10 protein-coding genes and 1 pseudogene are annotated in these 15,796 nt (G+C 48.9%); 2 read left to right on the top strand and 9 right to left on the bottom strand.

Going from position 1 to position 15,796, the window contains the following annotated elements; genetic code table 11:
• Window positions 1–60: 60 nt before the first annotated feature.
• From ACE5KN_RS21475 to ACE5KN_RS21440, 8 genes and pseudogenes are all read right to left on the bottom strand, one after another.
• The gene (locus ACE5KN_RS21475; RefSeq protein ID WP_375528646.1) at window positions 61–3,252 is read right to left on the bottom strand and encodes an isopeptide-forming domain-containing fimbrial protein; all 3,192 of its coding nucleotides are present in this window, start codon (window positions 3,250–3,252) and stop codon (window positions 61–63) included.
• 695 nt (window positions 3,253–3,947) lie between these two features.
• Window positions 3,948–5,348 carry an alpha-helical endospore appendage domain-containing protein gene (locus ACE5KN_RS21470; RefSeq protein WP_375528647.1) on the bottom strand — a complete coding sequence of 467 codons (1,401 nt, stop codon included), beginning with the start codon at window positions 5,346–5,348 and terminating at the stop codon, window positions 3,948–3,950.
• 537 nt (window positions 5,349–5,885) lie between these two features.
• Window positions 5,886–7,060 (bottom strand): annotated as a pseudogene (locus ACE5KN_RS21465) (transposase).
• A gap of 138 nt (window positions 7,061–7,198) precedes the next feature.
• The gene (locus ACE5KN_RS21460) at window positions 7,199–7,612 is read right to left on the bottom strand and encodes a hypothetical protein (RefSeq protein WP_375528648.1); all 414 of its coding nucleotides are present in this window, start codon (window positions 7,610–7,612) and stop codon (window positions 7,199–7,201) included.
• A 62-nt stretch (window positions 7,613–7,674) separates the two neighbouring features.
• Complete coding sequence (locus ACE5KN_RS21455) at window positions 7,675–7,821, bottom strand: hypothetical protein (protein WP_375528649.1); 147 nt, start codon at window positions 7,819–7,821, stop codon at window positions 7,675–7,677.
• Window positions 7,822–9,359: 1,538 nt separating this feature from the next.
• Window positions 9,360–10,463, bottom strand: coding sequence for a glycosyltransferase (locus tag ACE5KN_RS21450; RefSeq protein WP_375528651.1), 1,104 nt, complete (start codon window positions 10,461–10,463; stop codon window positions 9,360–9,362).
• Window positions 10,464–11,128: 665 nt separating this feature from the next.
• Window positions 11,129–11,275, bottom strand: coding sequence for a hypothetical protein (locus ACE5KN_RS21445; protein WP_375528652.1), 147 nt, complete (start codon window positions 11,273–11,275; stop codon window positions 11,129–11,131).
• 270 nt (window positions 11,276–11,545) lie between these two features.
• The gene (locus ACE5KN_RS21440) at window positions 11,546–11,986 is read right to left on the bottom strand and encodes a hypothetical protein (RefSeq protein WP_375528653.1); all 441 of its coding nucleotides are present in this window, start codon (window positions 11,984–11,986) and stop codon (window positions 11,546–11,548) included.
• A 993-nt stretch (window positions 11,987–12,979) separates the two neighbouring features.
• Between ACE5KN_RS21440 and ACE5KN_RS21435 the strand changes: the two genes are divergently transcribed.
• Complete coding sequence (locus ACE5KN_RS21435; RefSeq protein ID WP_375528654.1) at window positions 12,980–13,159, top strand: hypothetical protein; 180 nt, start codon at window positions 12,980–12,982, stop codon at window positions 13,157–13,159.
• 315 nt (window positions 13,160–13,474) lie between these two features.
• On the opposite strand, the gene ACE5KN_RS21430 is transcribed toward ACE5KN_RS21435, so the two are convergent.
• Window positions 13,475–15,031, bottom strand: coding sequence for a recombinase family protein (locus tag ACE5KN_RS21430; RefSeq protein ID WP_375528655.1), 1,557 nt, complete (start codon window positions 15,029–15,031; stop codon window positions 13,475–13,477).
• A gap of 228 nt (window positions 15,032–15,259) precedes the next feature.
• On the opposite strand from ACE5KN_RS21430, the gene ACE5KN_RS21425 reads away from it, so the two are divergent.
• A complete protein-coding gene (locus ACE5KN_RS21425) occupies window positions 15,260–15,703 on the top strand; it encodes a hypothetical protein (RefSeq protein ID WP_375528656.1) in 444 nt (147 codons plus the stop codon).
• Window positions 15,704–15,796 lie beyond the last annotated feature (93 nt).

The following is a 15,796-nucleotide window of genomic DNA, read 5'->3' as shown; positions in this document are numbered from 1 at the left end:
GCAGAAACTGCCCCCCAAGGTTTTCACTTGAGGGGCAGTCTCTTTTTCATTGTATCCTGATTATGCTTTCTTTCTTCTCAGCAGGAACAGGCCTGCAAGCAGAATGATGAGTCCAGCCAGCAGATAACCGTACATATTCGTTGCGGTTGCCGGCAGCTTGCTGCCATGGCCATCCCCGTTACCGGAGTTGCCTCCGTTCACCGAGTCACCCGAGTTGCCGGATTGTCCTGTGCTTCCAGCCCCGCCAGATCCGCCGGATTGGCCGGAGTCTGTGGAACCGGAATCAGAGCCTCCCCAGCCCGGGTTGTTCGTGCCGCCGTCAGAAGGACCATTGCCCGGTTCTCCCGGAACGTCGGAGTTGCTGCCGCTTCCGCCGCCAACAACGATGTCTTCAGATGGCGTATTCGAACCGTCCAGGTTGTCCCCGGTTACTTCAGCGGTGTTGCTGATGGTTTGGCCGTTCTGACCTGCGGCCAGCTTCGCCTGGAATACAACCGTATGCCAGTCGGTATCTGTTACGTCACCGAATTGACCACTCACGGTGCCATTGACATAATGGCCTTTGTCGCTGTCCTGTGCATCGGTTACGGCAACGCCGTCCACCTTCAGCGAACCCGGCACATATTGCAGTTCAGTGCGCAGAGCATCGGAAATTTCCAGATTCGTGACCACACTGTCCTCAATGGTGTTGCGTGTGCGAATGGTATACTCAATCACGTCGCCGACTTGAATCGTGCCGCCATTGAGGTCGTTCGCTGTTTTCTCAGACTCCAGAACCGGAGTCGGGTCCTTGATCGTAATCTCTTCGCTTGGTTTGTCCGGGGTATTCACGTTATCCCCGCTAACCTCGCCGACGTTCTTGACCTTGTCGCCTTGGTCTCCCTTGACAATCTTCGCTTCGAACACCACCGTATGCCAGTCGGTATCCGTTACGGTGCCAAGGCTGCCTGTCACCTTGCTATCCACATACTTGCCTTTGTCGCTGTCGTTGTCATCCGTTACGGACACGCCATCTACCTTCAGCGTTCCCGGTACGTATTCCAGCTCTTCCGGCAGGTCATCGGAAATGACCATGTTCGTTACACTGCTGTTCGAAACGGTGTTGCGGGCGCGGATCGTATACTCGATCGTATCCCCAACTTCGATGCTGCCTCCGTTTACATCCTTCGCCGATTTCTCGGACTCCAGTACTGGAGAGCGCGAATCGTCGTCGTCATCGTCGTTCGATCCACCGCCGCCACCACCGCCTGAGCCTCCGTTACCTGGATCTTGCGGATCTGTAGGAGGGTCTACTGGTGGAGTTACTACAGGTGGTTCTTCCTCAACAACAACTTTTTCCGTTGGTTCGCCTGGTTGATCAATGTTATCTCCAGTCACCCGTGCGATGTTTTGGATCGTCTGACCGCCTTGTCCGTCCTGGATCACCGCCTGGAACTCCAGCGTATGCCAGCTCAGATCTTCAACATTGCCAAATGAACCATACACTTCACCGGAAACAGAATGTCCGGCATCACCATCTTGCGCGTCCGACACAGACACGCCATCCACCTTCAAGCTGCCTGACACGTATTGCAGTCCCTCAGGCAGAGTATCCGTGATCGTCAGATTTTCCAGATACGTATCGTTGATTACGGCTCTCGTACGAATCGTGTAGGAGATGGTGTCTCCCACTTCATACGTAGCCTTGCTTGCATCCACATTGGATGCGAACTTCTCCGATTCAATCATCGGGTTCCGTGGATAGACCTGAACTTCTTCTCTTGGTCTGTCCGGCGTGTCCACATTGTCGCCTTCTACAGCACCAATGTTGATAATATCCTTACCGGCTTGTCCCGGTTGTACAATGGCATCAAACTGTACCGTATGCCAATTCTGGTCCGAGACGTCGCCCAGCTGCCCGACAACCTCACCTCCGGCATAATGACCCTTGTCATCCCCTTCGGCATCCGTTACGGCTACGCCATCTACCGTCAGACTGCCTGGGACATATTTCAGCTCGGAAGGAATCACGTCGGAAATCTCCAGATTTTTCACGATGCTGTTAGCGACCGTATTGCGGGACTGAATCGTGTACCGCAGCGTATCTCCCACTTCAGGATGCTCAGTATCCGTGTTGCCGGACGCTTTTTCCTGAAGGGTCATCGTTTTGCTGGATTCAAGTTTAGGGAAAATGACCGATGAGTCCGTTTCATTGGTTTCAGTCTGTTCCTTTTCCCCTGACAATAAATTGTCATAGTCGATTTGAGCCTTGTTGTTAATGGATTTCACTGCATAATCCGAAAGCACTTTCACTTTGAATTGTACAGTGATTCCACCCGGCAATTGGCTGGCATTTTGCAGGTCCCCTAACTTAATACTGACCTGTTTGCCTTCAAACTGGCCTTCATCCGCATCGGCCTCATCCGTCAGTTTCTTGGTTGTTGATCCGTTAATCAGGACCATCGAGCCAGGGACATATTCCGTGCCTGCAGGGATCGCGTCGGTAACGACCGTATCCCCTGCGATGTCTCCGCCCTCATTTTTGGTATTGATCGTATACGTTAATTCCGTACCTGCACCAATCTCCCCTGGCGGATCAACTGTTTTGGTCGAGGTTACACACGGCTCTGTTCCCAGGAAAATGTCATCCAGCAAATTCCCGAACGCAGCCGCACCAGTTGAAGTTGAAACTGCCTCAAAACCAAACCTTGTTACAGTCTGTCCTTCAGGAACGGTGTACTCTCCGGTATAATAGGTCCATTTGTTGAATACACTGCTCATCTGTTGAATAACCGGAAGGCTATTCGGTGGAGTATCAGCCGAACCTATGCGGAGCTGCATTACATCCGTCCCGTATTCCCCACGGTGAGCCAGCCGCCAATAAATGGTTTCGCCAGGTACTGTTGCTACATCCTGATATAACATCGATGCTTCATGGGCGTTCAATTCAGCAAATTGTGTCCCCTCTGCAGCAACAACAGCGATGGTTTCACCATTCCCGCCATGTTTCCCCAGAAATTCATTAGAGTTTTGCATGATTTGTATTCGGTTATCAGAGGCAGTCGTTTCCCAACCCGGAACCTCATATCCGTAAAAATACTGCCAGAATTGCTCAGACCCCGGAGAACCTGTATCCCCTACATTTCTCGCTTTTGGCTGCTCAAAGCCTCCATTGATCAGCGCTACCGGAGCAGGGCAGGCATTCCCTTCTGCCGCCTGGGTCACAGGAGTAAGAGTCGGTTGCGAAACAGGCAATATGCCGAAAATCAGCATAAATACAGAAAATTTAACAAAAAGACGCTTCAATAGGCTTGTTCGCTTTGTAGAACGGGTATCGTGCAACTGTCTCCCCCCCAAATTGTTTATTCCAGTCCACTACTTTGACAATTAGACCATTACCTTCCCCAAAGCCGATGTCATGACATGATCGGTGCTGGATTCGACATTCGACCCTCCTTCGCTCCAACATCTTTCAAATTTTAACTATATCTCTGCTAATATAATCCACATCCCAGATTTAGACAATCTTTTTACAGACTTAAATTAAATTTGCGTAAAAACCCAAATTATAACATGAATTAGGTTCTAATTCCTATTAAATCAATCCTCTCAAACACCTATTTATATCCATTTACCTTTTTCATTTTTTGTAAGTATTGGCACAATCGAAGTTCCTATTTATGGATTGTGGTCTTACATGTTTATGTTAATGAAGAGAGAAAAATCACTAAAATCTAAGAAAAAACTACTAAACATAATGGAAATAGTTTTTCCTCTTCAGATGCAAGAATAGAATCACTCTTCGGGTGGGCAAAGCGACATAGTGCGGAATGCAGCCACACGATCCACGGAATGCATTTCGTAAATATTCGGCTCATGGTTTAAGCTAGTTTAACTACATGTACTTTGGCTCAGAATCATGAAAGGCCACCCTTTAGGAGTAACCCCCTAAAGGATGGCCAAGTTTTTTACTGAAGTTTAACTACACTTACGTTCAGATAATCAAATGTGTTGCCTGCTACGTTGCGGTCCATAACGTTCAAAGTACTTTGCATGGTCGTACTAATAATAACTGAATTACTTACATTAAGACCGGTGCCATTGGGTTGACCGCTAAAGAAGTTTTGTCCACCGACTGCTTGACCGTTTAGACTGAAACCCACGATCGCCCCTCCATTAGCCGCTCTTACATTGCCCGTATAACTGGCTTGATACACTTGATTTGCTGCAAGGGTAATATTTGGTGATCCAGGCGTATGGGTGATGGAGCTACCATTACTCACAGTATTTGTATCAATTGGTACAGTCCCTGCGAATGGAACGAATACTGCGGTAGTAGTCTGACCGTTAAAATTATTCGCCGTGACGGTCGGGCCTGTTGGGCCAGTCACCCCAGTCGCTCCAGTGGCGCCTGTCGCTCCGGTCGAACCTGTTGCTCCCGTCGAACCTGTCGCTCCCGTCGATCCTGTTGCGCCGGTCGAGCCTGTCGCTCCGGTAGAGCCGGTCGCTCCAGTTGATCCTGTCGCTCCCGTCGAACCTGTTGCGCCGGTCGAGCCGGTCGCTCCGGTAGAGCCGGTCGCTCCAGTTGATCCTGTCACTCCCGTCGAACCTGTCGCTCCCGTCGAACCTGTCGCTCCCGTCGATCCTGTCGCTCCCGTCGATCCTGTTGCTCCAGTCGATCCTGTTGCTCCCGTCGATCCTGTTGCTCCAGTCGATCCTGTCGCTCCCGTCGATCCTGTTGCTCCAGTCGAACCTGTCGCTCCCGTCGATCCTGTGGCTCCCGTCGATCCTGTCGCTCCCGTCGATCCTGTCGCTCCCGTCGATCCTGTCGCTCCCGTCGATCCTGTCGCTCCCGTCGATCCTGTCGCTCCCGTAGCACCTGTTGCGCCGGTCGCGCCGCTTGAGCCCGTGGCTCCTGTAGGACCTGTCACTCCGATTCCAGTTGCACCTGTAGGTCCGGTTGGACCTGGTGGACATGTTGGACACGTTCCTGTCGGCCCTGCCGGACCTGTCGGACCGGTTGGTCCTCCTGCTGGTCCTGGAGGTCCCGGAGGACCGGTTGGCCCCACAAGATTGGTAGCGTCCAGAGCTTTTTCCAATTTGTTGCTCAGCACAAAATCTTTATTGACCGTTTCTTGAATCGTTTTCCGGATGCTTTCGTTTACAGCCAAGATATCGCTGATCGTTGCAGGCGGACCGGATACACCAGGCAATGTCCCCAGCACATACTGAAGCTTCTCACCTTCCGCATTCAAAATATGACTGAGCCCCAGCTCTTCCATAGCAATGGATGCTACAATCAAGGATATTGCCTCATCTCTTGATAGAGTGATCGTTGGCGTAATATTAGGCAAATTGGATTGTGACATTTCTATCTCCCCTTTCGGTTTTGATAGTCTAATATATTCGGCCCCACTGCAGAAGGATTGGGGTTATCGTCCAGTCTCGTCCCATTTTTCGAAAAATAGGTAGTTTGGAATCATATGGAAACTGCTCGATTGTATTGTGGTACTGATAGATTATGCTAAAGGAATACTTGGCTTCTGTAAGTAATTTTCTTAGAAAATGGATTGATAATGCTTTGAACGGTCATCTGTGATCCTATCTGACAAAAGATACAGGACCTCATCGGTTCTTCTTAACAAGCGGTATACATTCCTTTTCTTCATTTTAGAGACCTGCTCTCTTTCCATATCAGATGCCAAATATTGAACAGTCCCGATAAAAATGACCACATCCAATGCCGGAGATGTTTCGGAATGCAGGAGATGCAGAAGCTCGTCCATAGAAAAAGACCTTTTGGGAAAAGGTTCCAGGTTGTTGACAAAGCTCTGTTTTTTGGGTCTCGTTTGGAAAATGAAATGAATTCCTGAAGTATTGAGCATTATGAAAACAAGAAGATCGCCCTATCCGGCCCGCTTGGCCAGGTGGTTGGCGATCTTCTTGACGTTTTGGCAGATGGCCGTCATGAGCGCTTGCTCCAAGACTTTTTTCTGGCCGCGAAACCGGCAATAGCGAAGTCCATGGAGCTCTTTGACATCCGCGAAACTTCGCTCAATCGTTTGGTATCGGAGGCGGTACAGATATTTGCCCGAGCGCGAGCGCCCGTTTTGCTTCACCCACTCTTTGCTGTCCTGGGCATAGGTCAACTCCTGTTTTTGTGGACAGATATACAAGTCGCGTTCGTGATCATACCTAAATCGCCACTTGGCGATCAAGCCCTTTACTGGGGTGTAGCTTCTACCGCCAATGACGGCATAAATCTTCTTGGTATGCAGTTTCTTGCAGATGTCGACGGTGTAATAGCCGGCGTCCAGGGCAACAGCCTCCAGGGTCTTGTCAAATCCGAACTTCTTCGTTTGCAGTTCAAGGCGTTCAAGATAAGGTGTCGAGTCATGAACATTTCCAGGTGTAATATGTACATCCGTGATGATGTTGCATTTATGGTCAACCGTCCGGTGATCCAAATAAAAGAAGCCTTCCGGCTTGCCGTCACGCACCATATATCCGCTCTCGGGGTCCGTTGTACTTACTTTTGTCTTCTTGGTCTGGGTCACCTCCTTCCGGGGTTTTAGGGCTTTTTTCCATGAGCAGCTCGATCCGCCTGAACGGCCTCGTCCAGATCATCCAGGTAGGTTTTAACACTCTTTGCGACTTCTTGTTTGACGTGCTTGCGTTTGTTGGCATTGGCCTTAAATACAATATGATCGAAGATTTCTTGGATCACATCACTGTCCTGAAGCCGTTTGCGATTTAAGCTCAAGGTGCTGTGGTCCGGAACGCGATCCGTCAAGCCTAAACCGACAAACCAGCGATAGGCCACGTTGAGTTGGACCTCCTGCTCAAGCTGGCGTTCAGAACGAATACCATACAGATAACCAATGAACATCATTTTGAAGAGCATGATGGGATCGACCGAAGGACGTCCGTTATCTTCACAATAATAGGGCCGCACTTTTTCAAGAATGAAGGAGAAATCGATATGTTTATGGATCTTACGAAGCAAATGATTTTGGGGGACGAGTTCTTCTAAACAAACGAATTCGTAGCTGTTTTGCACATTCGGATTGGAGCGAAGCATGCAACCACCACCTTGTTAGAACTTTATAAAGGGCTGTTTGCCCAAGAGCATTTCGGTAGGTTAACGATTCAACATCATAGTTGGCCACCCTCCAAGAGTTGGTTAGACCTCTGAAGGGTGGCCGGAAGTTGCCTATAATTAAGCCAACTTAATTACACTTACAGTTGTTGAACCAAAGGTGTTGGTCGCTGGACCAAAATTATTCAATGTTAGTGTACCTCCTAATGCACCAGTGGAAACAATAGTGTTTCCTGCTAAGGTCCCGGCAGGACCCTGAGCATTAGATCCTCCTATATTAGTTCCATTAAGTCTTAGAATAGCAGACCCCGGATCGGTATTGTTTGTTTTGTATACCACAGAAAACGTCTGATTTGGGGCTAGGGTAATGCTACCGTTGTTGTTGGATATTGCATTACCGTTTTCATCAAAAGTTGCAAGTGAAATGATACCACCAGGGGGTACCGGATTGATTGCAGGATCAGGCCCTACTCTACCAGCCGCCAGATAATTCGCTGTAACTGTTGGTCCGGTAGGCCCTGTCACGCCAGTCATCCCGGTCGCTCCGGTGGCGCCTGTTGCCCCCGTCGGGAAATTATGGCTTCGTATTTGATGTCTCAACCGAAAAAGCCTGTGATTTCAGGCTTTTCAGTGATCAGGGGGCTTTCGTCCGCCAGATCCGCATCTCGGACCGAGGGACAGTTTAACTTAAAAAATCCACACTTATTTACGTTATTATTAATTTCAATCAAAGCCGCATCCATGTCGAATTTATCCAGTCTAAAATTCGCTGGCGCAGCGCATGTGTCGAAAGCTACCGTATTAGTCAGGCTGATTTGCAGCTTTCTTATTTGACGTCTGATGGGCTTTGAACAGGGACAATTTCGTGTATGAACTGCCCTGTCCTATTGGCGTTGTCTTCAGAAGAGGCTTAAAAACATTCGATGGTATAACTGGCCGTCCCGTGACCCTGTGTTGCCCGTGGACGCTATGGGATATGTACAGATAAATGGATTTATGGCCACCTCCAGAACCATATCCGTCTGAAGGGTGGCCAGTCTGACTGAACATCGGGATCTCAAATGCCCGTAAGGCAGCGATGCTAATCGATTTTAGCCAGTTTAATGAGTTTAATGACACTTACACTTGAATTCCCGAAGTTGGCGTTCCCTCCTCCCGCATTCCTCAACTGTAATGTACCCGTCGTACCACTAGTGTTAATAATGGTGCTTCCTGCTAAAGTCTGCGGTACCGAAGTAGAAGTCGTAACGAGGCCATAAGTTGAAGGTAACAGGCTACCATTAAGGTACAAGCCAGCAGCTATAGAACCAGTGCCTGTCAACGGAGCTACGTTCGGTTTGTAGTCCACATAATACTGCTGATTCGGAGCCAGAGTGATAGTCCCATTTGCGTTAGCGTTGATAGCCGTACCATTCCGTTGGATAATGTCAAATGGCATGATGCCATTAGGCGGTAGAGACATGCCAAGTTCGCTGGAACACCCCCTTTGTCGATAACTCCTTTCCTTATTAGAGAGATCCTTGCGTCCACAGGATGATTCCGTAAAAACTGCTTCAAGATTCTGTTCTGCCTCTCAGGCGTCTGGTAAGGGAACTGATCGAACATATTTATGTATGTAAAATTTCTTTAGAAAATCGTTTGATATCGCTTTGACTGGTCATATGTAATCATGGTTGATGAAGCATGGAGCTAAGAGCCCTGTCACAGAGGATCAGGCTGGATATTGGTTGGTCATTCATCCCCCAATTTGTTACCATAAAATGAACAAACAATTATAGCAAGGGGTACACAGGGGGAAAATCAAGGAAGCACGCGAATTAAAACGGCTTGCACAGGAACAGGTCGCTGTGCTTGTGATACTTCTGTACGGCATTACCAACGCATTGAGGCCGGTCAAGATATACCTAATGTCATTCTGGCTTTGGACATCTGCCGAGTCTTGGAGATAGATCCCCGCGATGTAGAGGAGTGGCAGGACAGCAGCAAACGCCCCCGTCGTCGCCCTCTTGAATAGAAATGACACTTCCGTTGAATTGATACGTGGAGTGTCTATTTATATGATCAACCCAAGGTATTGAGAGTTGTTGAAGCTTCTGATATCCTACCATCGCTGAATTCTGGTCGTTACGATAGCCAGGCTTGTGTCGATGGACGGCTTGTCTGGCTGACCCTTGCCACATTCTATGACTGGCACTGAAAAATAAGAACATTGCAGCACAACAAAAAGCCATGCCTGCCCGTAATGGCCCACATAGCTTGAGTACATATACTATCTTTTCCACTATGATCCGATGGCTTCTCTAAATACGATCCTCGTATCTCCTCCCATCAGGCTCGACAGGGTCAAATACAGATCCGATTCCTTTAGATTGCCGGCAGAGGCGTACGATGTGCCGAGCTCCCGGCAAGTCAAATAAGTCCCTATTCCTGGTATGGACAAATATTCTTCCGGGGCCGGTCCAAGGCTCAGCGCTTGCCGCATGGAGGAAATGGCCTTGTCTCTCTCCCCCAGTGCATGCCAGCCATCCGCTCTGAGGTGATACAGATCCGTATAATCCGGAAACAGCGCAATGCTCTCCGTACTGTAGTGGACCAGGTCATGATAACGCCCCATGGTTTCCAAGGTAAATAGCCTGGATCTGTGAGCACAGGACAGCAATTGCTTCGAAAAACCAGCCGGTTTCGCCACAGCGATATGAAAGTGTTCGAGGGCTTCCTCCCATTCATTGCTCCGACATCGTTCAAGTCCCAGGTAATAGTGAAAAGTCCCATCTTCGGGATGCTCCCGGATCGATTGATGGATAAGCGATATATTTCGTCTGATTTTATCCTGACGAACAACATTTTGGGCAAGATCCCCATAATGATACACATGAATATCGACCTGCGCCATGGTCATATCGGGGCGGGCTTGCAGCATACTCGGCAGAATCCGTTCATGAATTCTTCCTTCAAACCGGTATTCCGGCCGGTTCCTCACCATACGGGGAAGACAGGTATGTTCCATTTCAGAACCATCCGTATAGTTGCAAAAATAAAACAGGATGCCTTCGATGCTCTGCTCATGGATCGTATCCCGGGTTAACAGTTCTTTGAGTCTGCCCGCTTCATTCACATCCATCTCTTCATCCGCATCCAGCCATAAGATCCAGTCCCCTGTCGCTTCTTCGAAGCTCCGGTTGCGGGCAACCGAGAAGCTGTCTTCCCACGGCATTTGAATCACTTTAGCCCCGAAGGCCTCGGCAATCGATACGGTATTATCCGTTGATCCGGTATCCACAATGATGATTTCATCCACCACACGCCTGACACTGCTGAGGCATTTCGGAAGATACTCTTCCTCGTTCCGGACGATCATGCATAACGAGATGCTTGGTTGTTCCATAATTCACCCCTTGTGGTGCTAGTTCTAAGAAAGCTGAGGCTCCTGGAAAGTGATTCTTCCTCGCCTCATGATTGACCATCCTACATCACGAGATACTTGACTTCAGAATCTTAAGTAATGCCACCCTTCAGGTCTATATATACGTCTGAAGGGCGGCTGCGTATAGGGGCAGCTATGTCCTGTTAGACGGCGAGGCTAGCCAGATCAAGACAGCTTAAATACACTTATAGTGCTTGCACCAAAGTTAGCAGGCTGCCCCGAAAGATTTACTAGTTGTAAATCTGACGTAGTCGCTCCAGATGAAATAATCGCACTTCCCGATAAAGATTGCACGACATTGTTACTGGTAGAGTAATTCTGAGTTCCTCCTATGATAGTTCCATTAAGGTACAAAGCAACCCCTACCCCGGTAGGAGAAAGAACGTTTGTTTTATAATCCACATAATACCGCTGATTCGGGGCCAGTTTGACAATACCGTTGGCAGTGGAAATAGCCGTTCCTTCTGATGAAAGTGTTCCAAAGGGAAGGGGTCCATAACTCGGCCAAAGCCCAGTTGCAGTATATCCAAACAAGTTGTTCGCCGTTACCGTCGGGCCCGACGCGCCTGTCGCCCCCGTGGCGCCTGTTGCCCCCGTCGGGAAATCATGGCTTCGCATTTGATGTCTCAGCCAGAAAAGCCCGTGATTTCAGGCTTTTCGGCGGTCAAGGGGCTTTCGTCCGCCAGATCCGCATCGCGGACCGAGGGGCAGTTTAATCTAAAAAAGCTATACTTATTTGCGTCATCATTAATTCTAATCAAAGCCGCATCCATGTCGAATTTATCCTATCTCAAATACACTGGCGCAGTGCCTGTGTCGAAAATCACCATAAATAATAGACAAGCTAATTGTAACCCCCTTATTTGACGTCTGCAGGGCTTTTAACAGGAACAATCTCGTACATGAGTTGCCCGTGGACGCTATGGGATATGTACAGATAAATGGATTTATGGCCACCCTCCAGAACCATATCCGTCTGAAGGGTGGCCAAGTTGATTCACTAATGTGTTTTCTCGCCCCGATTGAAGCTAATACGATTCAGGTTAAGCTATTTTGAATACACTGAATGTCGGGGTGTTAAAACTAGAGGCTTGAGGACCAGATTGGACATTCAGCGCCAAAGTACCCGCCGTCGCCCCCGTGCGAACGATCGAACTTCCTGCTAAAGAACCTACAATAGTTACTGTTGAACCGCTGTTGTTAAGCCCAACCCCCGAACCAGCCACACCATTTCCATCCAGGGTCAAATTTGCTGAAGCAGCACTGCCTGCAGGAATTCGGGCATCCATTGAAAAGTCTACATAATACGCCTGATTAGGAGCCAGGTTGAGTGTACCGTTTGGATTCAGTGTAATCGCCGTACCTTCGCTGGTAATACCTGTAAGTGGGTATAGCTGTTGAGTAGTAGCAGTCACATCCCCCCCAGTAAGAGACTGATAATTCGCCGTGACTGTTGGACCGGTAGGTCCTGTTACTCCCGTCATCCCGGTTGCCCCCGTCGCTCCAGTCATGCCTGTTGCACCTGTGGCGCCTGTTGCTCCCGTCGGGAAATCATGGTTTCGTATTTGACGTCTCGGTCGGAGAAGCGTTTGTCTGCCAGATCCGCATCACAGATCAAGGGGCAGCTTAATCTAAAAAGACCACATCTATTTTCGTCGTTTTTCATTTTTTTCGCAGCAGCATTTATATCGATTTTACCTTATCTCAAATTCGCTCGTACAGCCCATGTGTCGAAAACTACATATTAGACGGGCTGATTTGCAGCTCCCCCATATTTGACGTCTGAAGGGCTGGGCTTGACGTTCCGTTCTGACGCGCCGGATTTTAATTGACCTTGTTCCTGCGGCCTATCATCTCATTTTCCAGTGTTGCGATAAAGACCATACATCTTACAGGGAAGAAAGTTAAAGTTACTACGATGGACAGCTTGTCTGGCTGGCCCTGCTATACTCTATGCCCGGCTCGGAAATATAAGAACATATGTAATGTTCACTCATTCCGCCCCGTGATACCTGTTGTACCAGCAGAAAATATGGGTATGAACAGATGAATGGGAAAATAGCCACCCTTCAGGACCGCAGTCTGAAGGGTGACGGGGTTGACTCCTATCAGGCTCCTCATTTCCCGATAGGTATCCAATGTTTTTTTCGAATTAAGCCAGCTTAATGACATTTACAGCTGTTGAACCATAGCTAGCAGTAACTCCTGTAGGATTTCTCAATGTTAACCTACTGGATTGGGTAGTCGAAATAATGGCGCTTCCTGATAAAGTAGCCAGACTTCCCCCCTCAGCGAGAGAATTGGTCATTGGTATATATGTCCCATCAAGGTACAGAGCAGCAGCTACACCTATCCCGCTTGGCGAAGTGGCGTTCGTTCTATAGTCTACATAATATTGTTGATTAGCAGCCAGAGTGATGGTCCCGTTTGAATTCGAAATGGCAGTCCCACTCAGATGAGGAGTGTCCGGAAGTTGAATGATACCTCCAACAGGTACTGTCTGCGGATTATTTGATAAGTTATTGGCCATCAAGTTATTCATCGTAACCGTCGGACCCGTAGGGCCTGTTACGCCTGTCATCCCGGTCGCTCCAGTCAATCCAGTCATGCCCGTGACGCCCGTTGCTCCCGTCGGGAAATCATGGTTTCATATTTGATGTCTCAACCGGAAAAGCCTGTGATTTCAGGCTTTTCAGCGGTCAGGGGGCTTTGTCCGCAGATCCGCATCCCGGACCGAGGGACTGTTAAATTTAAAAACAAACACTTATTTGCGTCATTATTAATTTTAATCAAGCCGCATCCATGTCGAATTTATCCTGTCTAAATTTCGCTGGCGCAGCGCCTGTGTCGAAATCTACCATATTAGTCAGGCTGATTTGCAGCTCTCTTATTTGACGTCTGAACGGCTTTGACCGACAGGGACAGCCTCGACAGGAGGTGCCCTGTCCTATTGGCATTGTTTACAAGGAGATTTAAAAATATTCGATGGTATAACTGAAGGGGTGGGCTTGACGCTTCGGGTTCCGGGTGGACAGCTTCCGGATCTCCTCCGGCATGGTCCTCATATAGCGGATTCGTTTCACGAACTTCTTCAGAGCCTCGTTCTGCCCCTCCGCCGTCTGGTATTGGAACTCGTCGAGCAGCCGGATCGTTTGCGTCAGGCGATCTGCAAAAGGCTGTTCATCCATGTCCCGCATTTGCTGCAGTACCTTCTCCCTCCTGTCCAGCAGCATCTGGCCTTGTTCCACCAAGGCCTGCCTCTTGCTGTCAATCTCTTCACTCGAGAATATCCCGGACAGACCAAGCTGTAAAAGCTTCGACTGCTGTCGTTCGGTTTCCTTAAGCTCGGCTGCAATCCGCGCCAGAGTCTCTTGATGGCCGGCGGAGATACTTTCGAGCTCCTGCTGCTGCAGAAGTTGCAGGTGGTCCTGCAGCCGCTGCTTGTGGGCCTGAATCTTCGATACCACTTCTTCTTCAAGGAACTGCAGCCGTATTCCCCGGTTATAACATTTCTCCAGGCCATCAGGCAGCTCATAACCGCAAGGTTTGATTGTGTATACCCCGTGCCTTTCCCTGCGGATGACAAGCTTTCTGCCGCATATCCCGCAGAACAGAAGGTCCTTGAGCATCGTGGTCCCTGTTTTGTCGGCAGGCTTCTCGCGGGTAACTACGGTCTGCTCTCCGTGTTCTGCACGCTGCCGATTGACCAGCTCCCACTCCTCCGGCCGAATGATGGCGGGATGGGCATTGTCCGTAATGACGGTCTCCAGCAGCTTGTACCTGTACTCTCCGTTCTCCTTGACCCGTTTGCGATTCTGAAAGACCACAGTCCCTTTGTATACGGGATTCTTGAGAACCCTCCCGATGGTTGAAGGACAGAAGCTGTTCGACCTCGCCGGCTTATAACCTTCACGCTTCAAAATGCCCGCAATTTTACGATTGCCAAAGCCTTCTTGATGCAGCTTGAAAATGTACCGTATCACCTTGGCCTCAGGCTCGTAAATTTCGAGTCTTCTTGTTACAGGATTCCGTCTGTATCCGAAAGCAGGCTTTCCCACTACATATTCGCCACGTCTGGCGCGCTGGATTTTATTCATCTTATTTCTGCGGCCCATCATCTCATATTCCATCGTTGCGAATATAGAGCTCACATCATACAGCAGACGGTCCTCCTGCGAGCCCGCCAGGTCAAATGTCTGGGAAGGGGTGATGATTTTAATTCGGTGCTCTATGCAAAGCTGCTTGATCTGCTGCGACACCAGACCATTGCGCGAGAGACGGTCCAGAGAGACCGCGAAAATGGCCTGGTATCGTTCCATATTGTCAATTAGCCGCTGCAGCTCAGGGCGTGCTTCCAGATTGTGCTTGCCTCCGCTCACAATTTCCTCGTACAGCTCAAATGTATAATCATGCTCAGCGCAAAACTCCTGCATGAGCTCACGATGGTTCTGGAGCGTGTCTTCATTCTCCCCCTTATCCCGTGAAATGCGCAAGTAAGTCGCTCCAAAGATCCCGGCTTCTTCATTCATGATGCTTGACCTCCCATCTGTCCTTTCCGGTCCGCCCTGAAGCTATTCGGGGCTGCCCCAGCAGCTTGGCTGCTGTCACTGCTATCAATCTATGTTCTTCACTGAAATGTAAGAACATCTGATATGTATGTTTGTAGATACTTTAGAAGCAAGATCGAATGGACAGTGGGAAATAGATTTGATTGTACGGCTATATATGCGGTGATATAATAAAGCGAGGTGATTTGCTTGGAAGAAAAAATAATGGAAATATTAACCCAAATGCAGGGACAAATGTCCCAATTGCAGGAGCAAGCATCCCAAACACAGGATCAAGTGTCCCAATTGCAGGGACAGGTATCTCAAACACAAGAGCAAGTTTCCCAATTGCATGAACAGATGTCCCACACACAAGAGCAAGTTTCCCGAGTGCATGAACAAACATCCCAAACACAAGAGCAAGTTTCCCACATACAGGAACAAATGAACCGAATGGAAGGCGACATCTCGGCCATTAAAGAAACGGCCGACCGGATCGAAGCACACCAGCATGACGATCTGGTTGCAACCCTGGAACGAATCGACCAACGTATCGAGGTCATTTCCCAATGGAAAGAAGACACCGATAAGGTTGTCGATTTTCTTGCGGCAAGAACAATACGACTTCAAGCAACACTGAATACCTCATCTTAGAAGCATTTGTTTGGCATTCATTAAACCTAACTGCAAAGTGCATTGACCGTATGACGTTCCCTTTACAAAGTCGTCGTATACAGTCAATGCTTT

The organism is Paenibacillus terreus (assembly GCF_042138595.1).
Classification (GTDB): domain Bacteria; phylum Bacillota; class Bacilli; order Paenibacillales; family Paenibacillaceae; genus Paenibacillus; species Paenibacillus terreus.
The sequence above is the reverse complement of the archived record's forward strand: the minus strand, read 5'-3'. Positions and strand labels throughout refer to the sequence as shown.

Excerpts from the sequence above, each read along its gene's own strand:
- ACE5KN_RS21455 (WP_375528649.1), bottom strand. The coding sequence starts at position 7,821 with ATGGATGCGGCTTTGATTGAAATTAATAATAACGTAAATAAGTGTGGA.
- ACE5KN_RS21440 (WP_375528653.1), bottom strand. The coding sequence starts at position 11,986 with ATGACGGGAGTAACAGGACCTACCGGTCCAACAGTCACGGCGAATTAT.
- ACE5KN_RS21460 (WP_375528648.1), bottom strand. The coding sequence starts at position 7,612 with ATGACTGGCGTGACAGGGCCTACCGGACCAACAGTTACAGCGAATTAT.
- ACE5KN_RS21470 (WP_375528647.1), bottom strand. The coding sequence starts at position 5,348 with ATGTCACAATCCAATTTGCCTAATATTACGCCAACGATCACTCTATCA.
- ACE5KN_RS21445 (WP_375528652.1), bottom strand. The coding sequence starts at position 11,275 with ATGGATGCGGCTTTGATTAGAATTAATGATGACGCAAATAAGTATAGC.
- ACE5KN_RS21430 (WP_375528655.1), bottom strand. The coding sequence starts at position 15,031 with ATGAATGAAGAAGCCGGGATCTTTGGAGCGACTTACTTGCGCATTTCA.
- ACE5KN_RS21435 (WP_375528654.1), top strand. The coding sequence starts at position 12,980 with ATGATACCTCCAACAGGTACTGTCTGCGGATTATTTGATAAGTTATTG.
- ACE5KN_RS21450 (WP_375528651.1), bottom strand. The coding sequence starts at position 10,463 with ATGGAACAACCAAGCATCTCGTTATGCATGATCGTCCGGAACGAGGAA.
- ACE5KN_RS21475 (WP_375528646.1), bottom strand. The coding sequence starts at position 3,252 with ATGCTGATTTTCGGCATATTGCCTGTTTCGCAACCGACTCTTACTCCT.